Annotated in this window: 17 protein-coding genes; 14 read left to right on the top strand and 3 right to left on the bottom strand. The window is 49.7% G+C overall.

What is annotated here, in order from left to right:
• The first annotated feature begins 107 nt into the window (after window positions 1-107).
• Complete coding sequence (locus tag AC0YN3_RS26580) at window positions 108-1,415, top strand: sensor histidine kinase (RefSeq protein ID WP_475777930.1); 1,308 nt, start codon at window positions 108-110, stop codon at window positions 1,413-1,415.
• A gap of 165 nt (window positions 1,416-1,580) precedes the next feature.
• On the opposite strand, the gene AC0YN3_RS26585 is transcribed toward AC0YN3_RS26580, so the two are convergent.
• The gene (locus AC0YN3_RS26585; protein WP_475777931.1) at window positions 1,581-3,365 is read right to left on the bottom strand and encodes a discoidin domain-containing protein; all 1,785 of its coding nucleotides are present in this window, start codon (window positions 3,363-3,365) and stop codon (window positions 1,581-1,583) included.
• A 483-nt stretch (window positions 3,366-3,848) separates the two neighbouring features.
• On the opposite strand from AC0YN3_RS26585, the gene AC0YN3_RS26590 reads away from it, so the two are divergent.
• A complete protein-coding gene (locus tag AC0YN3_RS26590) occupies window positions 3,849-4,478 on the top strand; it encodes an immunity protein Imm33 domain-containing protein (RefSeq protein ID WP_475777932.1) in 630 nt (209 codons plus the stop codon).
• A gap of 55 nt (window positions 4,479-4,533) precedes the next feature.
• Here AC0YN3_RS26590 and AC0YN3_RS26595 read toward each other — a convergent pair whose 3' ends face one another.
• Window positions 4,534-6,108, bottom strand: coding sequence for a catalase (locus tag AC0YN3_RS26595; RefSeq protein WP_475777933.1), 1,575 nt, complete (start codon window positions 6,106-6,108; stop codon window positions 4,534-4,536).
• 214 nt (window positions 6,109-6,322) lie between these two features.
• On the opposite strand from AC0YN3_RS26595, the gene AC0YN3_RS26600 reads away from it, so the two are divergent.
• The 11 genes from AC0YN3_RS26600 (at window position 6,323) to AC0YN3_RS26650 (ending at window position 22,756) form a co-directional block, all read left to right on the top strand.
• A complete protein-coding gene (locus AC0YN3_RS26600) occupies window positions 6,323-7,045 on the top strand; it encodes a tetratricopeptide repeat protein (protein WP_475777934.1) in 723 nt (240 codons plus the stop codon).
• A gap of 67 nt (window positions 7,046-7,112) precedes the next feature.
• The gene (locus AC0YN3_RS26605) at window positions 7,113-8,867 is read left to right on the top strand and encodes a sensor histidine kinase (RefSeq protein WP_475777935.1); all 1,755 of its coding nucleotides are present in this window, start codon (window positions 7,113-7,115) and stop codon (window positions 8,865-8,867) included.
• A 667-nt stretch (window positions 8,868-9,534) separates the two neighbouring features.
• Window positions 9,535-11,151 carry an SWIM zinc finger family protein gene (locus AC0YN3_RS26610; RefSeq protein WP_475777936.1) on the top strand — a complete coding sequence of 539 codons (1,617 nt, stop codon included), beginning with the start codon at window positions 9,535-9,537 and terminating at the stop codon, window positions 11,149-11,151.
• A complete protein-coding gene (locus AC0YN3_RS26615; protein WP_475777937.1) occupies window positions 11,148-14,051 on the top strand; it encodes a DEAD/DEAH box helicase in 2,904 nt (967 codons plus the stop codon). Before AC0YN3_RS26610 ends, AC0YN3_RS26615 begins: the two co-directional genes overlap by 4 nt.
• A gap of 9 nt (window positions 14,052-14,060) precedes the next feature.
• Window positions 14,061-14,252 (top strand): hypothetical protein, encoded by a 192-nt coding sequence (locus AC0YN3_RS26620; protein WP_475777938.1) that lies wholly within the window; start codon window positions 14,061-14,063, stop codon window positions 14,250-14,252.
• A 193-nt stretch (window positions 14,253-14,445) separates the two neighbouring features.
• Entirely contained in the window at window positions 14,446-15,816 is a 1,371-nt protein-coding gene (locus AC0YN3_RS26625) for an extracellular solute-binding protein (RefSeq protein WP_475777939.1), read from the top strand.
• A 96-nt stretch (window positions 15,817-15,912) separates the two neighbouring features.
• Entirely contained in the window at window positions 15,913-16,794 is an 882-nt protein-coding gene (locus AC0YN3_RS26630) for a carbohydrate ABC transporter permease (RefSeq protein WP_475777940.1), read from the top strand.
• Window positions 16,794-17,639 (top strand): carbohydrate ABC transporter permease, encoded by an 846-nt coding sequence (locus AC0YN3_RS26635; protein ID WP_183569176.1) that lies wholly within the window; start codon window positions 16,794-16,796, stop codon window positions 17,637-17,639. The genes AC0YN3_RS26630 and AC0YN3_RS26635 overlap by 1 nt, the downstream gene beginning before the upstream one ends.
• Before the next feature lie 19 nt (window positions 17,640-17,658).
• Window positions 17,659-19,470, top strand: coding sequence for a cache domain-containing sensor histidine kinase (locus AC0YN3_RS26640; protein WP_475777941.1), 1,812 nt, complete (start codon window positions 17,659-17,661; stop codon window positions 19,468-19,470).
• On the top strand, window positions 19,467-21,101 hold the full coding sequence (locus tag AC0YN3_RS26645; RefSeq protein WP_475777942.1) for a response regulator transcription factor: 1,635 nt from the start codon (window positions 19,467-19,469) through the stop codon (window positions 21,099-21,101). Before AC0YN3_RS26640 ends, AC0YN3_RS26645 begins: the two co-directional genes overlap by 4 nt.
• A 38-nt stretch (window positions 21,102-21,139) precedes the next feature.
• Window positions 21,140-22,756 (top strand): glycoside hydrolase family 3 protein, encoded by a 1,617-nt coding sequence (locus AC0YN3_RS26650; RefSeq protein WP_475777943.1) that lies wholly within the window; start codon window positions 21,140-21,142, stop codon window positions 22,754-22,756.
• A 172-nt stretch (window positions 22,757-22,928) separates the two neighbouring features.
• On the opposite strand, the gene AC0YN3_RS26655 is transcribed toward AC0YN3_RS26650, so the two are convergent.
• Window positions 22,929-24,071: a YfbR-like 5'-deoxynucleotidase gene (locus tag AC0YN3_RS26655; RefSeq protein ID WP_475777944.1), complete on the bottom strand. Its 1,143-nt coding sequence runs from the start codon at window positions 24,069-24,071 to the stop codon at window positions 22,929-22,931.
• 111 nt (window positions 24,072-24,182) lie between these two features.
• Here AC0YN3_RS26655 and AC0YN3_RS26660 point away from each other — a divergent pair, with 111 nt between their 5' ends.
• Window positions 24,183-25,163 carry a bile acid:sodium symporter family protein gene (locus AC0YN3_RS26660; protein WP_475777945.1) on the top strand — a complete coding sequence of 327 codons (981 nt, stop codon included), beginning with the start codon at window positions 24,183-24,185 and terminating at the stop codon, window positions 25,161-25,163.
• The last annotated feature ends 12 nt before the right edge of the window (window positions 25,164-25,175 follow it).

Below are 25,175 nucleotides of genomic sequence, written 5' to 3' on the forward strand. Positions count from 1 at the left end.
ACAGCATAGCGATATGCTGTCTTATTTTTTGTTATAATCTAATCATTACATAGGAATAATCCGATAACTAACTTTTAACGCTATGAGGAAACGAGACTAATGCCAAAATGAGAATCCAATTATCTACTAAAAAAAGAATGATTTATTTTATCATCATTTCGATTGCGGTAATGAGTGTGTTAACGGGTATTAAATTATATTTTTCTTATCATACCACTAGCAATATGGCCGAGATCACATTAGCGAAGCAATACACGGAAATTGCCGTGGACATTGCCGCTGATTTGGATAAAGAAACGTTTGGAAAACTTATGCAGACGAAATCCTATGACGGGAATCACATGCAGCTGAAGCGGTTTTTGGGAGAGTACCAGAAACGAATCAATGCCCTATATGTATACATTTTGATGTTGGACGACACCGACGTATCCAAAGTTTTGGTATCCGCGATGCCGCCAAACGTTGAGGAATTTCCGATTGGTTATCCTTGTACGGTGCCTGCCGAACAGGTGCAGTTGGCTAAGCGAGGGTTTGAATACCATACGAGCGTTATACATGATGAGAGGACTGGCTCTTATTTATCGGTAGGCGTACCGTTTTTTGACGGTAATGGCAATGTTCTCGGTGTAATCGGGATCGATATATCGGCAAGCGAGCTTGGCAATATTAGCAGGCAGGTCATCCAAAACAATATGTATGTGTTCGGCTTGGATATTCTATTTGCTATCCTGCTGCTGGCGGGGGTTTATTTGCTGAATAAGTGGTACAAGGGACGCCTCAAGCAGGATATGCAGGAGTCGGAGGAAATGTATATATCCGAGCTTGGCAAGGTCGTAGACACGATCAAGTCGAGCCGGCATGATTTGATGAACCATTTTCAGGTGCTGAACGGGTTGATGGATATTCGCAGGTATGAGAAGGCACATGACTATTTGAAACAATTGACGGAGGAGTCAAAAGCGCTGCATCTCTCCTTAAGCGTTAAAAACCCGATGCTGCTGGTACTGTTTAAGAGCAAATGGGAGCTTGCCCACTCCAAAACGATTCAAATGAGTTTTGATACGGTGTTCGATGGGTTTGATCGCATAGCGCCAATGGATATGGTGAAGCTCTTTTCGAATTTGCTGGATAATGCAATTGACGCGACAGCAGCCTATGAAGGCGAGCTTCCGCGGGATATTCAAGTCAGCTGTCACTTGCACAAAAACAAATATCTGTTTGTGATTACTAATCCAACGGAGCTATCGGAGAACGAGCTGGGAAGCTTGTTCCAATCCGGATATACGACAAAGCAACAGGCGAACGGCGCACATGGCAACGGCCTGTCCATTGTACGGAGAACCGTTGATAAATACGAGGGTGAATTAAATTGCCGCCTTGAAGCGGGCAAGCTGCGGATGGAAATATTGATCTAGGGATGGAGCGGGCATGGCATATGGAAAAAAAGCAGGACTGCTTGATTCAAGCAGCCCTGTTTTTAATATAAAAGAATGCATTTGTTTTCACATATAAATGATCTTATTTATCTCCGCTAAACGACTGCTTTTGCTACAGAAGATGGCGACAGCCGTTTACGCTTGTTAATGGAGATCAGGCAGCTCATCCCGCGTGATCACATTGGATGCCCCATACAATGCCTGTATTTGGGCATTCGTATTGGAGCTGAATGTAAGCTCCGCCCAGCTCATCGCGAAGGCCCACCTTGGCTGAGCCAAGAGCTGGCTGGCGGTTGGCAATTTATCGCATTCACCGATCGCGATAGGCTTGTTGCCGGCCACTCCTAAAGCTGCATTGTACTTGGCCGTAGTAAATCCATCGGGGTTGTATACATCCAAGGCGAATATATCCCAGTAGCTGTTGCCAGGATTGTATACGCTCCAGTTCAAATCAAGATCCTGCATATCCCACACCCAGACCAGGTTGGACAAGCCTTTCGTATTCTCCAGATAGTCATGGGTCAAACGGTAGAGAGCAGCGGTCCCGTTCGCGCCTGACCTACCAGCCCACCAGAATATGCCCTGATTCATCTCGTGGAATGGGCGGAACAATACGGTTACATTCTGGTCTTCCAGGTATTGCAAATATTGCGCATAGTTATCGAGCCTAGCCTTCCACGCTTGATTAAGCGCTCCGCCGTTCGTAATAAGGTCCGTCCACTGCGCATTGGTAAGCGAGCTTACGACGCCGCCGTTCCAATTGCCGGAATCAGCTTGCGTAGGCGGCGTAACATGCATCATTATATTGACGATTGCCCCGTTATCCCACTGCTTCTTTGCTTCATAGACCATGGTCCAACGATTGCTGATATCGCTTGCGCTGAACAAAAAGTCGCCGCTCCATAACCCTGGATAACGTCCTGTTATGTTCGTAACGGCATTGGTTTGCACGGCAGGCGTCGCATTTGGCTCCCGATTATGAATACCGATGACCGTTTTGCTGCCGCTGATGCTGTAGATGTAATCGAGCACGCCTATGCTTGCGGCAGGAGTTCCGCTTCCATAGACCTCGAACTCGTAAAGGGAGTACCCGTACGCCGTAGCTCTTTGGAAAGCGTAAAGCTTGACATATCGCGCATTTGTGGCGGGGAATGTAATCGTATTGGTGCCGCCGGTAGCGCTGTAGTCGGAATAGACGGTCGTCCAGCTCGCATTGTCGGTTGAGGTTTGAATTTGGTATTGCGAAGCGTATGCGGACTCCCATTTCAGAATCACGCTTGATACGCTCTGTGCAGCACCTAAATCAACAACGAAGTTTTGTTGATCCGCTACGGCGGATGACCATCTTGTCGCCGAATTGCCATCAACGGCATTGGCTGCAGGGTAGCTGGCAGATTCCAACGAGGAAGCAGTCACTGACTTGCCTAAAGCGAGGTTTGAAGGATTGCCGTAAATCTCGAATTCATATAAGGAATACCCATAAGCGGTCGCTCTTTGAAAAGCATACAGCTTCACATATCGCGCATTCGTCGAAGCGAAATGAATCGTGTTCGTACCGCCTGTTCCGCTGTAATTGGAATAAACGGTCGTCCAGCTTGCGTTGTCTAGCGAGGTTTGAATTTGGAATTGCGTGGCATAAGCAGCCTCCCATTTGAGGACAACGCTAGAAACCGACTGCATGGAGCCGAGGTCAATGATGAAGTTTTGCTGATCACTATAAGCAGATGCCCATCTCGTGCTTGCGTTGCCATCAACGGCATAGCTAGCCGGATAACTCGAAGATTCTGTGGTAGAAGCGGTGACGCTTTTTCCTAATGCAAGATTTGCTGCGGCGAGAGCCTTTGTTGGGGAAACAAACACATTGCCGCTAAGCAGCAGCGAAAAAATAATGACGAATGAGATACCTTTCCCGTACATGGTTTTGAACATGGCAGATCCTCCAATATCGGAATTCAGTTGGTTCACTCTCTGTCTCTCGGTATCCAGCATTCATATGTAGTGATAAAGAAGAAGCCTCCTCTTCAATGAAATTTGTAAACGTTTCCAATTGTTTCTGGATGAGTATATCATGATTGGAAAGTTTGGTAAACATTATTCAACAAAATTATACTTTTAGTGGGAAGGGATCGATTTTAAGGCTTGAATCAAGTGGATGAACGGTTTTATCTTTGGGTTTAGTGAATAAAATAGAAACTAAATGTAAACATTTGAAGTTTCTATAGAAGTGAATCTATTGGTTTCATTCCGGCTAGCAATCCTGATTGCTATGATTTTGCAGCAGGAAAAGGAGAAGAAAGGGCGGGAATGGCATCCCGTGCCGGAGTGAGCTAAAATAAAGAATGTGGAGTACGAACGATTTACTTCTTTCAAGTACGATCAGGAACGGCAAACGCGTTAAGGAGGAAACAAGCAATGGGATGGACTTTAGAAGATGTTGCGCAGACGAGCCTAACCTATCCGGATACTTTTTTTATCCCTTCTGTAGAAGCAAGGATTAATCAGCGGGAGGGGGATTTAGTACGGTTGCATTTTGTCATGGATCAACCGGAGGACGGAGAGCCGCGCGCGGAGAGAATGTGGGTGGAAATAACCGGCATGAACGAATCCTCTGGGACGTACACGGGCGTGTTGACGAATGAGCCCTTGTATATCGGATCGCTTCAAGCAGGGGATACCATCGTATTCGAGCCTAGACATGTCGCAAGAATAATACTGAAGGCAAGCGATCCCGACTGGCTGGCAATCGGCGAGGACATGGCGTTAGTATCGAAAATGTGCATCGATGAAGCGTGGACCTTTCGCTATATCTATCGCGAGCAGCCTGACCATGCGGAAGACAGCGGCTGGAGATTGTTTTACGGCAATGAAACGCCTGAATACACAAGTGATCCCGAGCATGTAATCATTCAGAATATATATGATCTTTGTGAACGCGATGCAACCTTGCGAACGGTGTTTAGAGCAGAATACGGCTCGGCATTCGAGCGCGCGGACAAGCAAAGCCCTTGGGTAAAAGTAGAAGAACAGCCTTCTATCGAATAGTGAGCGGCTGTCATTGCGAAAAGGCCTGGACCCATGTCCAGGCCTTTTCCGTATTTTAATAGCCGTCGGTTGATTGGCCGAGCTCGCTTGCCAGCTCCATGCCCTCGTTCGCTGGATTCGTGCCGACATGTCCGGCATCTTTCATTTGCCGATCGGCAAGCGCAAGACCGTCTGCGACCCGCTTTCCATAGTCTTTGTCGGCCTCCGTGAAATGCTTTACCATTTGCTCGCGAATGACGGTGCTGCAGCCCTTGAGGGCATCGACTAAATTCGCAATGAGCTCGTCCCGTTCCCATTGCTCGAATTTGCGGTAGGTATCGCCTGCTTGCTTGAAATTGTTCGGGCGGTCAATAGGCGCCTTGATCAGCTTCGCCGAGTAATAGGGTTCATGCGGCTCGCCTGAGCGCTCGGCTTCTTTAAGCCCTCCCATCGTCGATGGTTCATAATTGATATGGGGATTTTGTCCCGGTGCGATATCAATGGAGAAAGCCATTTGACCATCCCGTTGATTGGTAGCCACTTTCTTTTTGGGCGCATTGATGGGCAGTTGAAGGTAGTTCGTTCCGACTCGGTGACGCTGCGTATCCGAGTACGAGAACGTACGGCCCTGCAGCATTTTATCGTCGGAGAAATCAAGACCGTCCACCAACACTCCCGTCCCGAAGGCTGCCTGCTCAACTTCTGCAAAGTAGTTTTCCGGATTTTTGTTCAACACCATTTTGCCAACGGGCAGCATGGGGAACTGCTCTGGATCCCATAGCTTCGTATCATCGAGCGGGTCGAAGTCGAGCTCGTCATGCGCGTCATCGCTCATCCATTGGACTTGGAGCTCCCATGCGGGATGCTCGCCGCGTTCAATCGCCTCATATAAATCTTGCGTTGCATGATTGAAGTTTTTTCCTTGAAGCTGTTCCGCCTCGCTTTGCTTCAGGTTTTTGATTCCCTGCAGCGGCTCCCAATGATACTTGACGAGTACCGCTTTGCCTTCGGCATTTACCCATTTGTATGTATTGACGCCCGACCCTTGCATCTGCCTGTAATTTGCAGGAATTCCCCATGGGGAGAACAGAAACGTAATCATATGCGTCGCTTCAGGCGACTGCGAGACAAAATCGAAAAAACGTTCCATGCTTTGCACGTTAGTAACGGGATCCGGCTTGAACGCATGGACCATATCCGGGAATTTCATAGCATCGCGAATGAAAAAGATTTTGAGGTTGTTGCCTACCAAATCCCAATTGCCGTCCTCCGTATAAAATTTGGTTGCGAAGCCGCGCGGATCGCGAAGCGTTTCGGGAGAGTGCCCGCCATGTATGACGCTCGAGAAGCGCACGAATACGGGAGTTCGCTTGCCGGGTTCTTGGAACAGCTTCGCTCTCGTGTATGCCGCGATAGGTTCCTCGCCAAGCTTTCCGTATGCTTCGAAATATCCGTGTGCCCCGGCTCCTCGTCCATGAACGACACGCTCAGGAACGCGTTCACGGTCGAAATGCGATATTTTCTCAATGAAATGATAGTTCTCCAAGGTTGAGGGACCGCGGCTGCCAATCGTTCGGATATTCTGGTTGTCCGAGATCGGATGACCCTGCCGGTCGGTAAGCGTCTGCTCATTTGTATCGTTTGTCGACATTCTATTTCATCCTCCGCATTTACTTTTATTGGGATCCTTCCACGTATTTTGCCTAGCGTGACTTAACATTATTCATCGTTTGGCTACCGAAAGGAATTGCAAGAATTGATCAATAATAGGTAGGTTTATGGTATAATAGAACCATATTTCAACATTAATTTTATTTCTGGCACGAACAATCTTGCCGATTTTTACAAATTCACAGGGGGATAAGATGTTAAAATTTGGTCTTTTCGTATTTTTGTTTTGGTTGCTCGGCAACCCGTTTATTGCGATTATCGTTATGCTCCTCCTGCTTTACCTACTTGATCGGCGTTTTATCGGAATATCGCCAAGTATCCTCAAACCATTAAAAAGATTATCGAGAATCAGGAAATTAAGACAGCAAATAGACCAATCCCCGAACGATGTATCCTCCAAGCATGATCTTGCACGCCTGCTGCTCGAGCGGAAAAAGTATGGAGAGGCGCTTCGATTGCTTGAGCCGATTGAGCATGTTCTTGTGGATTCGGCTGAGTATTGGGATGATCTGGGCATCGGCTATCTCTATAGCGGCGATGAAGAGAAAGGAATGGCCAGCACGCTCCGTGCGTTGGAGCTTAACCCGCGCGTCAAATACGGTGCTCCATACTTGCGCCTTGCCGCTCATCTGGCAGCTGGGAATTCAAATCGGGCACTCGCTTACTTACATGCTTTTCAAGAAGTGAATTCTTCCTCCTGCGAAGCCTATCACTATCAATCCTCTATTTACAAAAAAACTTGGAAATACTCAAGAGGCGAGAAGCGTGGCCGAAGAGGGGCTGCGTGTTTACCGTATGCTGCCCAAATACAAGAAGCGCCAGGAGCGCCGGTGGGCCGTGCGGCTATGGTTCAGAAAACGTTTTGGCTGATTCGTTCCAAGCCGTTTCTCCTGTGGGTATTTGTAATCATTTGTTAGCGGGCAGCATATTGTCGTTTGGAAGCGGATGTTACATAATGAAAGCTATAATAGATAGAAGGGCAAGATGCAGGAGATGCAACGCAACATTTGGCTTGTGGCTATAAGTGTTATAGTCGTTTTGGTTTTACTGAATAACTCGGCCTATTATTTTTTAACCAAAAGGACATTGGAAGAATCGTTTAACGAAGAGCTTGTCACAGCTGCCAAACGGCTGCAAATTTCGCTGGAGCAATCAAGGGAAGGATCGGAGCAGTTCCAGAATCAAATCGGACGAGAGCTTCGCGCAGCATCGATTGCCATTCAATATGCGCTTGATCCAGATGTTGAAAAGGTCACGACCGAGCAATTGGCAGAGCTTCGCGACAAGCTGGGACTTAGCCATATTACGCTTCTCAAGAAGCTGCCGGATGACATCGTGTTATATAAATCGACGAATCCGAATCAAGTGAATAAGAGCACAAAGACATGGAAGCCTTGGTACGAAGTGTTCAATCAGCTCTTTGATGACAAGAACGCCTCCGTGGATTGGCTGGGGCAATCGCTGCCGAACTTTTGGAGCGGGCCGTTCGAGGTCTCGTCCACTAACGTAGATCAAATTAACAAGTGGGGCTATTACTTCGACGGGGCAACCAATTACATGATTGATCCTTATGTGAATTACGAGCGGCAGGAGCAATATGAGAGCGCGACAGGCGTTCATCGGATGATCGAGAACTCGCTGCAAAGCAGCGATTCCTTGAAGGAAATCGCGTTCGTAAATCCGGAGACATTCCCTGACGGCAAAGAAACGATCAATACGGAGGGGCATGTGCAAGGACACAAAGTGCAGGAGCCCATTTTCTACGGTTCTTATACCATTAAGTCGGCGAAGGATACGGAGCTGGTGCGCCAAGCCTATTTCTCCAAAAAAACGGTCACGCACCGCGAAAATATAAACGGGCAAGAAATTTATAAAATGTATATCCCAACCTTTGTGAACGAAAGCGGCATTAACATTACGGACCGAGACGGCCAGCCGATGAATAGCTACGTGCTGATGCTATCGTCTGATTATCATGTTATTCAAGACAAGCTGGATTCGCAGTTTTTGAATTTAGGGATCATTATCCTGATCGTAACCGGTTTTAGCTTGCTTATTGCCGTTGTGGTTATGCGTTATTATAGACAGTCGAAGGAAAAGGTTGTCCGCGTGACGCAAGAAACCTACGTCGAAGAGATTAACCAAATGTTCCATTCGATTCGTGCGCAGCGCCATGATTTCCTTAACCATGTGCAGACGATTCATTCCTTGGCCGAGCTCAACAAATCGCAAGAGCTTGTAGCCTACACGAAGGAGCTGACCGGCGATATTCGGCTCATGAACGATATTATCAATATCGGAAACCCGGCAATTGCCGCGCTCGTGCGCTCCAAAATTTCGCAGGCGGAAATTCATAAGATTCAATTCAGCTGTTCCTTTACCGGTCTCAATATGCAGGAAATGGGCGTTAAAACGCTCGATGTGAACCGGATGCTTGGCAATTTGATCGATAATGCGTTTGATGAGGTGCTGAAGTACACCGAGGATCGCCGACATGTAACGCTCGTAGGCAAGCAGACCGCAGCTGCTTTGGAATTCACGATCACGAATACTTGCGAGAATGCGGCGGAAGCCGTTGCCATGCCGATATTCGAGGCTGGTTATTCCACGAAGCAGCAGGACCATCAAGGCTTGGGCCTTGCTATTGTGAAATCCATCGCCAAGCAATACAAAGGCGACGTATACGTTACCGCCGAACCGACGGGAAAATTGACATTTGTCGTGAAGATGCCATTATAGGAATGAAGCGCCTGACCGCAGGATAACAACTGCAGTCGGGCTTTTTTTTATGGTTTAGGAACTGATGCAAAACCGGTAGCTGTGAGCAAGTATGTGTGCATATGGAGTCAAATTGGCGTAGGGGAGAAGGGGAGTTGTAAGTACCTATTGGCGTAGACGAGAGCTTAAGAGTTAGCTGAAAGCACCTATACGTTCTAACAGCAGCCAAGTAACCTTATTAAGTGAGCTGTTAGCACACATGTGTTCTTATAGAGCCACATTGGTGTAGCAGTGAGCATTGAAGGGTATCTGTAAGCACCTATATGTTCTCGCAGCAGCCAAGTAAGCTTATTGAGTGAGCTGTAAGCGCACATGTGTTCTTATATAGCCATATTGGTGTAGCAGCGAGCATTGAAGGGTGTCTGTAAGCACCTATATGTTCTCGCAGCAGCCAAGTAACCCTATTGAGTGAGCTGTAAGCACGCATGCGTTCTTATGAGTTTGCTCAAATTTTCTCTATATGTTTCGCCGAGAAGATGGCGTCTATCGAAAGGACGCCATCAGACGTTTCTTCTTGCTCGTTGAATTATTTTAATCGTTATCGTGGTTTTGCCTCCAAATGATGGCACCGGAGGTTCTCGCTTGGTATAATAGTAAGAATGCAAGTGAACGGAAAGGAAGCGGGTGAATGTCTGTAATGCACCTCAATGAAAAGCTGCACGCGCTGATGGAACAACAGCTTAACGTTCATGTCGAGACCACGATCATGAAACGTGGCTGGCAGTACTATATGGAAGGCAAAGTGAACAGTGCCAACGAAGGAAGCCAGGACCATCTCTACGGAGTGGTGAAAGGTTCGGATCTGTATGCCGTTATTCTGGATGCCGGCAATTTGAGGTATAGCTCTTGCACATGTCCTTATTCTGGATTTTGCAAGCACATGGCAGCCGTTTATTTTCAATATTGCAGTCAGCAGGAGGGCGGACATACGCTTGCCGAACGCTCTTATTTCCGCTTGCTCGGACTATCGTCCGCAAGCACGTTTGTCAAGAACAAGCCGAGCGTGCAGGAAGCTCCTCAGCCAGAGGCGGTACCCGTCATCCCGAGGGATCCAGGGGAATCGGCAACGGCTCAGGACTGGTTTGCATGGATGGAGGCTACCCATGGCGAGACATGGCGCAAATGCAGGCATTCGCTTCATGCGCTTCAGCCCTTGCTCTCCTCGCTGAAGGGGCTCTCCAAGGATTGGGAGAAGCCGATGCAGCGCCTGCACTGGTCGACCGCGATTATTTTTGTTCTTGAGCAAGCTGAGCAGGCGATCAATACCGTCGATTCGTTCAGCAGATATTATCATGAAATGTCATTCATCCGTATGGCGGAGCCTTGGGTTGAACATTTATATACGCTCGTTTCGGAGCTGACGCCTGCTGAAATGGAGCCGCGGGAAGAGTCATGGGCGGACGCTTTGATTTCTCACGTCAAGCTATGGGCATCCAGCACGGAACGGCAGCTTTTTGATTGGGAATACATGTATTTGGCTTTTTGCGAGAAGCTTGCCGAAAACCGAAGCTGGTTTGAAGGAGAGCTTTCGGCGATGGTGCAGCAGTCGAAGGAGGAAGCTCCGGAGAGCGTAAACAAAGCATTTTTGCACACTGCCATTGGGATTATGTACTTTTTGGATAGACAGGACAAAGAGGCAATCGAGCATTTCTCGTTAACGGCCTTTGAGCGTTCGCAGAAAGTGATGTATCCATGCGCGGCACAGCGTATGGAAGAGGGACGTTGGGAGCTTGTTGCCGAGTGGATGAGCTTTCTTTTCGAACGGGTGAACAAAGGCAAAAACGGAAGGTCTGTGGGACCTTTCGTAACCTTATGCCGTAGAGCCGATCTTGATCGTCCGGATATGCCGGTCTGGTCCGAATACATGACGCAGCTGCTGCCCCATTCCTATTCTGAATTATCGGATCATTGGCTGGATCAAAAGCGGTACGAGGAATGGGCGGATTTGCAAATGCTGGTGGGCTCGCGCCCTGAGGACGTTGGCGCGCATGCGCTAAGGGAAATTGCCAAGCTTGCGCCGCGTGCGTTAATGCCGCTGTATCACCAGTCCGTAGAGGCATCGATTCAAACGCGCAACCGCCAAGGCTACCGGGTAGCCGTTAAACAGCTCAAGAAGCTTGAAAAGCTCTACAAAGCCGACAAGGATGCAGCGCGGTGGGAGCAGTATATAGGCGGTCTTGTACACAAGCATCAGCGTCTTAGAGCGTTCCAAGAAGAGCTGTGGAAAGGGAAAATTGTTACATGAAAACACATATTGGCGCGCGCAAATTGACGGTAGACGGATTTTGGAACGAGGATGAGAGCGGCGCCTCCGTTTTATTAAGCGCTGTTGACCGTAAGGATGCGGCAGACGGGAAGCTGCGAACGCTATTGTTCGCTTGGCATAAGGCGTCGTGGTACGGAGCAGACGTCGAGGAAATCAGCGTAGGCGAACGGAAGCTGTTGAAGATTCCTCCATTGCTCGCCATGGACTACTTGTCTTCGCCTCAGCATGTCAGGCTACTTCAGGTGGATTGGACGGATCGCTTAAGCGTTTTGATCAAAATGGCTGAACAAATAAGAACGGCGCTGCTGAACGGCTGGTTTGCGCCGGATTGGGAACGCTGGAACGACGAGAAGCGAGCATGGCGGATGTCGGTTCCGGAGAAAGAGCAAGCGTTCTCCCTCCAATGGGAAACCAACGAACGGGCTGCCCATCTTAATGGCGATATCGGCATCGAGCATTGGATCAGCGGAGCCATTGAGCAAATGATTGAAGAAAACGAGCAGGCAGCGGGCGCTTGGAAGGCGATCAGCTCGGCCTCGGGCGAAGCTGTCCTTAGGCGGAAAGCCGCGGATGAGGAAGATTGGCTCATCGCGATCGGACTTCGGAAGGATGTGCTTCCGTTTCGGATCGCGCTGCAGCTTGTTGAGCCTGCGGAGTTAGCGGTGTGGCGGCTGCGCCCGGCATTGCAGGACAGGGACGGCGGCCCATGGCTGCCTATTCGGTTCAATGAGAAGGATGGCAGCTGGGAGGCGGATACGGAGGACGAACGTGAAATTAAGGCCGAATGGCTGCCGCTTCTGGCGGGCAAGCTTGCTAAAGAACAGTTGAAATGGATAACCGCCCTGCCTGAGCTGAAGGCTGCCTCGAATGAGAGCGAGCTGAGAGATAGGCTGTCCGACAACGAAGCGTGGAATTTCCTTGAGCATGCGAGCGTTCAGCTGTTGGAAGCTGGCTGCCCAGTGCTGCTGCCCAGCTGGTGGGAAGCGGTGCGCACGCGCAAGCTGAGGCTGAAAGCGAAGATGAAATCCTCGGTAGGCTCGGCAGCGCAGCCGATGTTCGGTCTGGACCAGATCGTGCAGTTTGATTGGAAGCTGGCGCTTGGCGATGTCAATTTGTCCGAAGCAGAGTTTATGCAGCTTGCCGAGCAGAACCGAAGGCTCTTCCATATAGGCGGAGAATGGGTCCATTTGGATCCTCAGGATGTCACGCAAATCAAGCAGTGGCTGAAACGAATGGGCAAACGCAAAGGCTTGTCTTTCCGTGACGTGCTTGAGATGCATCTAAGAGGCGGCATTCCGCTGGATGACAGCGGGGAGCTGGAGTCGGAGCTGGAAGCGGAGGTCGAGCTGAATGAGCATATGACCTCTTGGCTTACGCAGCTGCAGCAAATATCGGAAATACCGTCTGCCGAAATTCCGCCGTCTTTCCTAGGCGAGCTTCGCCCTTATCAGCATCAAGGCGTATCTTGGCTTCTTTTTCTAAGGAAATTCGGGCTCGGCGGCGTGCTTGCAGATGATATGGGACTGGGGAAAACCATTCAATTTATGGCTTATCTCGTATATATAAAGGAGCGGAAGCTCCAATCGAACGGACCTTCCCTGCTGATATGCCCGACATCGGTTATCGGGAACTGGGAGAAGGAGCTTGAGAAATTCGCGCCGTCTCTTCGCGTCATGCTTCACTATGGGAACAAGCGGGAGAAGGGCGAGCATTTCCGCGACTCTGTCGCTGAAGCTGATTTGGTTATCACGTCATACTCTCTGGCTCAGCTGGATGAAGAGGATTTGAGCCTAGTCGATTGGGATGCGTTATGCTTGGATGAGGCGCAAAACATTAAAAACGTGTATACGAAGCAGTCGACGGCGATTAGACGATTGCCTGCCCAGCATCGAATCGCGTTAACCGGAACGCCGATGGAAAACCGGTTGACGGAGCTTTGGTCGATCTATGATTTCATTAATCCAGGTTACTTGGGCAATATTAACGAATTCCGGAAGGAAGTCGTTGCGCCAATCGAGAAAACGCGGGACGAAAAAATGATTGCCGGCCTTCAACGCTGGGTGAAGCCGTTTATGCTGCGCCGCGTGAAAAAGGATCCGAACATCCAGCTCTCGCTGCCGGATAAAAATGAATTTAAAACCTATATGACATTGACGGCCGAGCAAGGCGTCCTATATGAGAATTTGGTTGCGGACCTGCTCGAAAACCTCGATAAGCTTGGCCCGATGCAGCGCAGAGGTCTTATTCTTGCGGCATTAACGAAGCTGAAGCAGCTGTGTGACCATCCTTCCTTGCTTAGCGGCGAAGATAAACCCGCTGCATGGGAAATCGAACGCTCCAACAAAGTGGCTAGGCTGCTTGAGATGTGCGAAGAAATTGCAGCAGAGGGTGAGCGCTGCCTTATTTTCACGCAGTACATCGATATGGGCCATCAGCTCAAGCAGATGCTGGAGGAGAAGCTCGGGCTGCCTGTTCCGTATTTGCATGGCGGTGTGCCAAAGGCGAAACGCGACCAGATGATTGAGCAGTTCCAGAATGCCGATGAGCCTTGCTGCGCCTTCGTCCTTTCGTTGAAAGCCGGAGGGACGGGGTTGAATCTAACGGCAGCGAACCATGTGTTCCACTTCGATCGCTGGTGGAATCCGGCCGTAGAGAACCAGGCGACCGACCGGGCGTTCCGCATCGGGCAGACGAAGCAGGTTCAGGTGCATAAGTTTATTACGCTCGGCACGCTGGAAGAGAAAATCGACGAGATGATCGAGCGGAAGCAATCGCTTAATGATCAAGTCGTCGGACAGTCGGAGCAATGGATTACCGAAATGACAACCGAGGATCTGCGCGAGCTTTTTGCGCTTCGAAAAGGCTGGTTAAAGGGATGAGGGATATAAATGATTGAAGGCAGCTTGCGGGCAAAGCAGGAGAAGCTGCAGCTTGACACCCAAAAAGCCAATCAAGCTGAGCAAACCTCACATCGTATTGAGGAATTGCCTGCCGAGGAACGAAGCCATGAGGAAGCAAATGGGGAGTGGCAGCAGTTTTATGAGGTTATCAAGGGTATTACGAGGGATATGCGTTACTAATATGGAATGAACATTGACATAGCCTGTCGGGAATAATAACCCGGCAGGCTATTCAATTTTATCCCTCTTGCGAAAAATAAGAGAATTGTATCCCTAACTTATCGTTTTTTGGACCTCCTGCGCTGGGAGCAGACCCGACTATAATAAAGGTGCGAGGCAAACAAGTACGACCATAAACGAGGAGGTCTTCCGAATGAGAAAAAGATCTACGGTAATTGCGACCCTATTGGTATCGATCATGCTGGTTGCATCGGCATGCGGCTCTAACGGAAATGCAGAAACGAACACAAACACGGGTACGAATAACAGTACGAATACGCCGGCCGAAGCGACTGATCCGCCAGTAGAAGCTAAGGACGTAACGTTGTCGCTCCGACATACTCAAATTAAAGAAACGAGCAAGACACGTTTGAAAATTCTTGAGGATGTCGTAGCCAAAACGCAGGATGAAAACAAAGGCTTGACGTTCAAGCTTGAAGGCATTGACGAGATCGTTAACCGCGATCAGAAGCTGAAGGCTGAAATGGCTGCTGGCAACCCTCCCGATATATTTGAAGTATTCGGCGGCGCAGACCTTAACCTTTATGTGAAAGCAAATCGCATGCTCGACCTGACACCAATCATTGATGAGCTTGGTCTCAAAGACAAATTCGCAAGCTTGGATGAGTTCACGGTAGATGGCAAAGTGTACGGCCTGCCTTTCGGCGGCTATAGCGAAGCGATCTTCTACAACAAAAAAATCTTCACCGAGCTTGGTTTGGAAATCCCTACTACTTGGGCGCAATTGCTTGAGGTGTCGGAGAAAATCAAAGCAGCAGGCTACACGCCGTTCGGGCTTGCAGCCAAAGACGGCTGGGTAAACGGCATGCTTTGGAACACGGTTATGGAACGCAACGTAGGCATTGACGCCTTCAGCAAAGTCGTATCCGGCGAAGCAAAATGGACGGACGAAAACTTCGTAAAAGGTTTTGCTTCGTACGCGGAGCTCGTGAATAAGGATTACTTCACGAAAGGCGCTCTAGGCCTTGCCTATGCCGACCAAGGCGCGCAATTGCTTTCTGGCAAAGCGGCAATGGTATTCACGGGTACTTGGGACGCTAACCGTTTCTCCGGCGACGAAGCAGGCGAGCTCAAAGGACAAATTGGATACTTTGCTTTCCCGTCCATCGATGGCGGAGCAGGCGACCAAACGTCCATTAACGCATCATATTCGAATGGTTTCGGTTTCTCTGCCAATTTGAACGAAGATCAAATTGCAGCGGCTAAGAAGTTCATCGCGAACTTCTTCACGGAAGAAGTTCAAAAACGCACGCTGGTTGAAGATAAGTTGCTTCCTTCCATGAAGCTTAGCGATTTGTCCGGCGTTGATCCGCTTACAACTGAAATTTTGACGGTTATGGCAAATGCTTCGACTTCTTGGAAGGCTTATGACGCAATCGTTCAGCCGGCAGTAGGCGCGGACGTAAACGTTGGCATCCAAGAACTGATCGGAAAAGTAAGCACGCCGGAGAAAGTAGCGGCAAAAATTCAAGCGTCGCAAGACAAAGCAAACGCGGCGAAGTAATCGCGAGACATTACAATCGATCCTGTGACGGGCGAGAGGATGTCCTTCCTTCCAGGAGGACATCCTCTTTTCACGCCAGGGTAAAAGGAGGACATTATGAACAGAGCACTTAGAAATCCGATTACTTACGTGGCGTTCATTATTCCGACGCTTGCTTTATATGCCTTGTTTTTCGTATACCCCGTTATCGTATCCTTTTTCTACGGTTTTTTTCGCTGGGATGGCATTACCGAAAAAGTGTTTATCGGCTTCGATAATTTCACGAGGCTTTGGCAGGATGAGGTTTTTAGAAAGGCATTAGTCAACAACTTTTATTTCATGGCGTTTTCCCTAATCGTGAACATTCCGCTCGTCTTCTTGATTTCTATTATTATTAGCAAAGTAAGACGGATGCGTGACTTTTACAAATCGGCCGTGTTCGTACCGGTCGTCATATCAACGGCTACGGTTGCGATCCTGTTTGGCGTGCTCTACAACTATGATTCGGGCATGATCAATCAATTTATTCGCCTCGTTGCGCCGGATGATTGGGCCCGCGAGTGGCTGTCTGATCCGAAGCTTGCGATGCTTTCGATCTTGATCGCCAATGCCTGGCAAAATATCGGCTTCTTCATTGTGCTTTGTTTGGCAGCGATTCTAAACATTCCGAAAGAGATTGTCGAAGCCTCCAAGCTGGACGGGGTAAACGGCTGGCAGGAAACATGGTCCATTACGCTACCGCTCGTTAGGCCGATCCTGTTCGTCATGCTGCTGCTCACGGTTTCGGGAACGATGAAGGTGCTCGATATCGTACAAATCATGACGAACGGCGGACCGTTCCAATCCACGGAGGTCATGTCGACCTATATGCTTAAAGTAGGCTTCCGTTCGCTGGAGCTTGGTTACGGAAGCGCGATTGGAGTAGCGATGTTCATTATTATTTTAGTGCTGACCGGCATTCTGCAGCGCATCACGAAAAGCGAAGAGGTGCAATACTAATGGAAAAAACACGGAATTCGCAGTGGTGGATGCATACCTTTCTGTTCGGTTACGTGATCGTATTGCTGTTCCCGCTGCTATGGCTGTTCATGTCTTCATTCAAAACGAACCGTGAAATCACGGTTAATACCTGGTCTCTGCCTACTAGCTTTAACTTCGACAATTACGCAGCTGCATGGCAAACGGCGAATATCGGGAAATATGCGTGGAACAGTACGTTCGTAACGGTCATTGCCTGCGTGCTTACGCTTCTGTTCGCGGCGATGACTTCCTTCGCGATCGCCCGCATGAAATACAAAAAATCGAACAAAGCGATTTACCAATTCATATTGCTTGGGCTGATCGTGCCGCCGGGCGCGCTGTTTATTCCTTTGTACCGTTTGGTACAGGGCATCAAAGTATTCGGACAACCTTTGTATGATACGCATTGGTCATTAATTTTGGTATACTGCACATATGCATTGCCTATAACCGTGTTTATCATTTATGCCTTTATGCTCTCGATACCGAATGAGCTGGAGGAAGCGGGCATTGTGGATGGCTTGGGGGCGGTAGGCTTGTTCTTCAAGGTTATTATTCCGATTTCGCTGCCCGCACTCGTTACCGTCTTTATTCTCAACTTCATATCCAATTGGAACGAATATATATTATCGCAGTTGTTTATTACGTCCGAATCGCTCAAAACGCTTCCAACCGGCATGGCTACCTTCAATGACGGATATCGCACGAACTTTGCGTCGTTGTCGGCTGCGGTCATTATCAGCATTATACCCGTGCTTGCCGTATACGTGTTTTTACAGCGGCAGATTATTGAAGGCATGACGGCGGGAAGCGTGAAGGGGTAAACAAGAAGGAGCCTGCCAGATGAACCTGAGACCGAAATTGATGCTTGCTTTCATATGCCTGATCGTGATCCCGATGATTGGCCTCGGCATCTTCTCCTTTCTTAATTCAGAGACGCTGCTTGAGAAAAAATATAGCGAGCAAACGGAAATTTCGCTCAGGGCGGTCGGCGGGAACATCCGCTATTTCTTCCGCGAGCTGGATCAGCTTTCCGATGGCAATCTTACGAGCTCCGAGGTTCAGGATACGCTGAAATACAGCACCTACACATCGAATGACGCCAGTACGCTCATTGCCATCAACCAAGCAGAGAAAGAGATGAAAAGAATCCTGTTCCAGCATCCGGCCGTCAGCTTCGTGGTTCTCTATGCGAAAGACGGTACGATGTTTCGCTCTTACCGCAACGATCCAACGACCTTTAAGCCGATTTCCTTCGATATGCTGAAAGCCCATTCGACGTATGATCAGGTGTTAAAGCTTGGGGGACGCCCGCTTTGGATTGGTCCTTACGAGCAAAGGGAGCTGACGGGCGTTGAGCCGCCGCTATTCACGCAAATGCGCGTGGTGAAGGATATCGAGACGTTTAATGATCTGGGCGTTATGATTACGCAGTACAAGACGGAAGAAGTTTCGGCGATGCTCAAAGCGTTTCAGAATCCGCAGGCCGATGCCGCAGAGACGAGATATTTGATCGTTAATAAGTCAGGGCTCATCATGCTCGACAGCAAGAGCGAGTTCGATGGCCACAATATTAATGAACAGACTGATTCTCTGCCGCAGCAGACGAGCAACTACAATAGCTCCAGGGTAAAGTTCGAAGGCATAGACAGCTTGGTATCCTCCTATCAATTGGATCGCAACGAATGGATTCTGGTCTCTGTTAAGCCATGGAACTCGCTAACGAACGAGAATGTCAGATTCGTGCAATGGATTGGCATGATAACGGTGCTGGGCGTATTGTCAGCCGTTCTGTTTAATGTCTTCTTCGTCAATCGCGTAGCCAAATCGATTATTAAAGTGGTGCGCAAAATGAGGCTTGTCGAGCAAGGCTTGCTTGATATCCGCGTGACCGCCCACGGCAAGGACGAAACGGTACTCCTCGCCAATAGCTTTAACAGCATGGTTGAACGAATCGGCAACCTGCTCAGCGAGGTCAGGCGGGAGCAAGCCCGCAAGCAGCATGCCGAGATGATGCTGATGCAGGCGCAGATTAAGCCCCATTTCCTATTCAACACTTTGGAGTCGATCAACGCGCTTGCCGCTCAGAACGAAGGCGCCAAAATTATGCTGATGGTGCGCAGACTAAGCAATTTGCTGCGTACGAGCATGCACCATACGGAAGAAATTAGAATCAACCAAGAGATTGAGCATGTGCGCAGCTACTTGGAAATTCAGAAGTACCGTTTCGAGGAGCTTTTCTCTTATGAGCTGAATGTGCCGGCAGAGGCTCTGGATTTCACGATCCTTAAGCTTACGCTGCAGCCATTGGTAGAAAACAGCATTCAGCACGGCTTTGACGGCTATGAGGATGGTCAAGGCAAAATCGTGATCGATGTGTTGATCGAGCCTTATCAAATTGTCATTATGGTTCGCGATAACGGGCTTGGCATGAGCGCAAATGTGCTTAAGAAGCTCACGGCAGAGCAAGGCTCGTCGAACGGCCCGTCAAACGCCGCCGAGATCGGGGAGCGCAGAGGACTTGGCCTTCGCAATGTTGCCGATCGCTTACGCATTCATTATGGCCCTGCTTTTGGCTTGTGGATCTGCAGCCAAGAGGGCAGCGGTACCGTTATTCGCTGTGTAATTCCGAAGAGCAGAGGTGATCAGCTATGACAGGTAAAGTGCTCTTAGTCGACGATGAAGCACATATAACGAGAAATCTAGAAAAGGTTATTCCCTGGGAAATGCTCGGTCTAACTGTCGGTGGGACGGCAAAAAACGGCATGGAAGCGCTGGAGCTTATGGAGCAGCATTCCTTTGATTTATTGCTATGCGACATCCGGATGCCGGTAATGGACGGTTTGGAGCTCGTGCGGCATATCCGGGATAAGGCGATGCCATGCGATATTATTATGCTCTCGGGTTATCAGGACTTTGCTTATACGCGCACGGCCATTCAGTTCGGCGTCAATGATTATGTGCTGAAGCCTATTCCGTACGATGAGCTTACCGGCGTTATTGCGCGCGTGATGTCCAGCCAGCGGAACAAACAAAAGCAGCTGCAGGAAGAGAAGCAGAAGCTGGGCCGCATGATTGATCTGGCCAGCGAGAAAATTTTATACGACATTATTATGGACTATACCGATGTGACTGCAGACAACTGGCTGCTGACCGGAGACGAACAGCAGCTGAAGCAGCAGCAGTTCGTCTTGATCGTGCTTGATCTGGATGTTAGCTCAGAGTCGACGAAGGACTGGCGGGATTGGCCGGATAAGGAACGAAAGCTGTGGAACTTCGCCGTCTGCAACGTTCTTCGCGAACGGCTGCAGCAGAACGGTCTGCATCATGCGGTCATTCAGATACGAGACGGGGAATGGTGCGTCCTTATTGAAACGGATAAGTCAGCAGACTTTGATCTAACGTTAATCAAGGGCTGGGCGGAAATGCTGCTGACCGCCATTAAAAACCATGTAAAGCTGTCATTGTTTGCGGGGATATTCCGGGAATTTGCTGCAGTGGCTGACTTGTCGCAAGCCTATAAGCTGGTGCAGCAAGGCATGCAGCTAACGCCGGAGCACGATAGCATTGCGGTGTATCCGTCCGAGCAGCAGAAATCATCGCAGGCCGATCAAGCATTCTGGGATACCGCCGAGAAAATTATCGGAGCAGTCAAGCGGGGTGATTCTGTCGGCGTAGACAACGAATTGCAGGGCATCACGACGCTGCTGCAGCGTATGAACGAGCCCTCGCTCAACCGCGTCAAGCCGCTGCTGCACTTCTTTGTGCTTCATCTGATGCGGGAGATGAAGGAAATGGGGATTTTCTCGCGCGAGCAGGAGGATATGCTGTGGCGGAGATTGGACCGGCGGTTTGGCATTAAGGATTTGCTGTCGGTCATCCGTCAGGTAACGAATGCGGTATCGGAAAAATCGATGGACAAGAAAAAACAATCCGAGCGTTCGATGACGGAGGCGAAAGCGTTTCTGGATCGCAATTTATACCGTGATTTGAGCGTAGAGGAGACGGCGACGCATGTCGGGCTGAGCACATCTTATTTCAGCCTGCTGTTTAAGCAAACGTTCGGAGAAACGTTCATTGAATATGTTACGCGTCAGCGAATGGAGCGAGCGAAGGCGATGCTGGGGGAAACGGCCAAGAGCATAGCCCAAATCGCCAAGGAAGTCGGGTATGCGGAGCGGCGTTATTTCACAAAGGTGTTCATGAAATATACGGGAGAGAACCCGACTGACTACCGAAGCAGAAGGCAGGGCGGTACGTCTGGGCATGCGGCATTGAACGAATAACCGGAGTGCGTTACGAAAAACGAGAGGATGGGGAAATAGTGACGAGCGGACGAGAATGGCAGAGCTGGAATTTGAAGAAGAAAATCGGGCAATTGTTTGTATTCGGGTTTCATGGCTTTGAGCCATCAGAGCCGATCAAACAGCTGATTGAAGCAAACGGCATCGGCGGGACGATTTATTTCACCCGCAACGTGAAGGATGCGGAGCAGGTTCATCGGCTAAGCGCAGAGCTTCAAAGCATTGCGAAGGAAGCTGGCAATCCGCCATTGTTCATCGCAATCGACCAAGAGGGCGGCATGGTGGCGCGGCTGGTTGAGGGAGTGACGCTGATGCCGGGCAATATGGCGCTAGGGGCGGCAGGGCTTGCTGAAGGAGCGATGGAAACGGCGCGAGTCTGCGGAGAGGAGCTCCGCCAGCTCGGCATTACGATGAATTACGCGCCATGCATTGACGTTAACAATAATCCTGACAATCCGGTCATTAATGTCCGTTCCTATAGCGACCGCTCGGCTGTCGTTGCCGAGCTCGGAGCCGCTGCGGTAGCGGGGTATCAAGCGGCAGGCGTAGCCGCAACGGTTAAGCATTTTCCAGGCCATGGCGATACGGCGGTTGATTCCCATCACGCGCTGCCAATTCTGCAGCATGGCCGCGAGCGCTTGGAGGGGATTGAGCTGAAGCCATTCAGAGCAGCCATTGATGCGGGGACGGATTGCATCATGACCGCTCATGTATGCTTGCCTGCGCTAGATGCTACAGGTGTGCCTTCCACCTTGTCCAAGCCGGTCTTGACCGGGCTGCTGCGCGAGGAGATGGGCTATAATGGGGTTGTCGTGACAGATTGCTTAGAGATGGATGCCATTGACAAAACGTATGGTCCGGGGCAAGGCGCGATCAAGGCGCTGCAAGCTGGCGCGGATATGGTGCTCATTAGCCACACCTTCGAGAAGCAGCGGTCGGCTCTGGAAGCCGTTGCCGCGGCAGTGGAGAGCGGAGAGCTTGACGAGGCTCGCATCAATGAAGCGCTTGACAGGGTTATGGCGCTGAAAGAAAAACGGAAGCTGGAAGAAGCGCTGCTGCCTTGGTCACAGGTTGAATCGATAATCGGTACGGAAGCGAATAAAGCGGTAGCAAGAAAATGGAGCGAGGCATCCGTAACTTTGGTGAAAAATGACGACGGGCTGCTGCCACTGAGCAGAAGCGAAAGCACGCTGGTGCTATGGCCCGAGATCGTGCCCGTTTCCGTTGCGGACGAGATGCTGTCAGGAGACGGTTCACTCGGATACTTTCTGCAAGAGCTTGGCGCGAACATTGTTGAACGCCTTATGAACGAACCGAATCCATTAGCTGATTTGGACCAGTTCAGCCAAATCGTTGTCGTCACCTATGACGCATCCAAGCACCAGGTGGAGCGCGATGTGGCGCGCGAGGCAGTGCGCTTGGCGCCGGAACGTACAGTAGCGGTATCGGTAAGGAATCCGCTTGATCTGCTGCTTTACCCTCAAGTGAAAGGGTATATGGCCGTTTACGAATGCAGGCCTTTGGCGCTTGCAGCGGCGGCCAAGGCCTTGCTCGGTGACCTCCAGCCGAAAGGAAAGCTTCCCCTAGAAATATCGGCGGCTTTCCCGTTCGGTTGGAGCGCGGAAGGCAGCCGCTAGCTGACGGTTACAATTGCATGTAATGAATAAGGATATGAATGCATAAAAGCAGACTGCCGTGGAAACTCGGCTGCCTGCTTTATTTGTATTCGGTACGTTGTACGCCTGCACACCGGCTGCGTGATCCGAATATGTGGGCTTATCCTCCACACTTGCAGCAAGGCCATAGTCGCTATTGTCCAATTAAATTGGAGTACGCGAGGTCATGCAGGGTGTAGGCAAGAAAAAAAATGACGCATGGATTCTCGTACCGATGCTGGACTTTTAACAATTGATTGTAATAAGTATCTGCATAATGGGGATTGTTGCGCATCTCTAGGCTCGCTTTGATCAAGGCATCCAGCTTGTCTGCGATATCGACCATTTCACCGACATAGTCATCCGATTTGCTGTGCGCGATAAATTCGAGCATGTCCGCATGAAACAGCTCGGGCAGCTTATTGATCATGAACAATGCGGTTTCTTTCTCATATTGCTCGAATGCAAGCTTGATATCCGGATTGTTATGTTTGAAATTCGAGACGACATCGCCGGACAGCGCCTCAGGCAAGTCATGTAGGGTAGCTTTGGCCAGCAGCTTGTACAAATCAATGCTTTTATTGCCGAAACGCTCACGCTCGAGCAGTCCATTGAACAAGGCGAGCGAAGCCACCCGAAACGAGTGCGTCGCATCATTGTCGGGTACGAGGTTATAGCTGCCATTCCATCTTTGAACGGTATCCAGCGCAACGATATATTGAATAAACTCATAGAGGCCGGATTGTTTTTTATATTCATCCAGCAGCCAAATTACGGAAGCCAGGCCTGAATCAGCAAGCGTCTGCTCCAGCTCCTTGTACTTGGCATGAAAGAACGGATTGGAATCGTAACGGGATTCCCGGTGGCAATACAGGTAGGCATCCAGCGTGTCGATCGCATCGACCAGACGGCCGATGTACGTATCATCCTGCGCATTTACGATATAGTCGAATGCTTGCTCCTGCAAAGATTTCGATAAATAGGAAACGATTTCCTTGCTAAGCTCCTGCTCGAAGCTGCGAATATGATTCATGACGAGAGATTCCTTTTTGGTCACATGCTTGATGGAGCCGGTACCCGTGTTATTCAAATCTCCCCAAAGGCATCTGCCGAGCAGCTTGAGCTTATCAAGCGGGTTGCTGCATACTTTCTCCTCGATAATTCCGATCATGATCGATAAAGCGGCGCATCTGAAGCTATGGGCGGATGCATTGTCCTCGAATCGAGGCGCATGCTCGCTCCACCTTGGCACATATTGCATGCGGATAATCGCATTGGTGAATTTTCCGTTTTTCATCTATCGGCTCCTTCGCGCGTGAAGTTCAAGAGATTCCGTTCATCTGCGGGTTGACTATGCTATTATATAGCTTATGTACAAAATCGACTAGACGAGGTAAACGAGGGATTAATGATGCGTGAATTCGGTTTGGCTTTTAACCGTCATTTTGAAAAGTGGATGTTTATTATTATTCCGGGCTCCTTGGTGCTTGGTTTTATTTTTGCCGATCAGCTTCAGTCCTTTATTCCTTCCGTTCCGTATCTATTTGCTTACGTTACGCTAACGATGGCGATCGGCTGCGGCTTAGGCCAATTGCGGGTAGTCATGAAGCGGCCCGGCATCATGGCGCTGACCTTCCTAATTGCGCATGTCCTCTCGCCTTTAGTGGCATACGGACTTGGCCTATTGGCTTTCGGGGCAGACTCTCCTTATGTGGTTGGACTCGTACTGTTTACGATCATACCGATTGGCGTCTCCACGGTGCTATGGGTCGGAATGTCAGGAGGCAGCGTTCCGCTTATGCTGGCGATGGTCGTGCTGGATTCGGCGCTTAGTCCTCTTGTTGTGCCGGCTGGCATTCAGCTCTTTTTCAAATCGGCCGTCGAGGTGGAAGCTGGGCCGATTGTGCTGGACTTGCTCGTTATTATCGTGCTTCCTACTATTATAGGCGTCGCGCTTAACCAGTTCAGCCGCGGGCGCATCCAGCAAGCGGTTGCGCCGTACACGTCACCGCTCTCAAAGCTATGCTTCGTGGCGGTTGTGTCCTTGAACGCGTCGGCGATCGCGCCGCATTTGGATAAGCTGAAGCAGGATATGGCGGTGCTTGTGCCTTTGGTTATATTGCTTGTCGGTTTATGCTATGCCTTCGGATATATCGGAACGGCCTCGCTGCGTAACGACGAACAGCAGATAACGGTTTCTTACGCAACGGGAATGCGCAATATCTCGCTCGGCATCGTGCTCGCGCTTGGTTATTTCAGCCCGCTCGCTGCAGTTCCTGTCGTTTTATCGATTCTTATCCAGCAGCCGCTCGCTACGCTGCACCATTATGTTTTACAAAAACTTAACAAAGGCAAGGGTGGCGAAAGCGCGGCGACCCATGTACGATAAACGTTGTATGTT

It is taken from the genome of Paenibacillus sp. J22R232 (assembly GCF_056269165.1).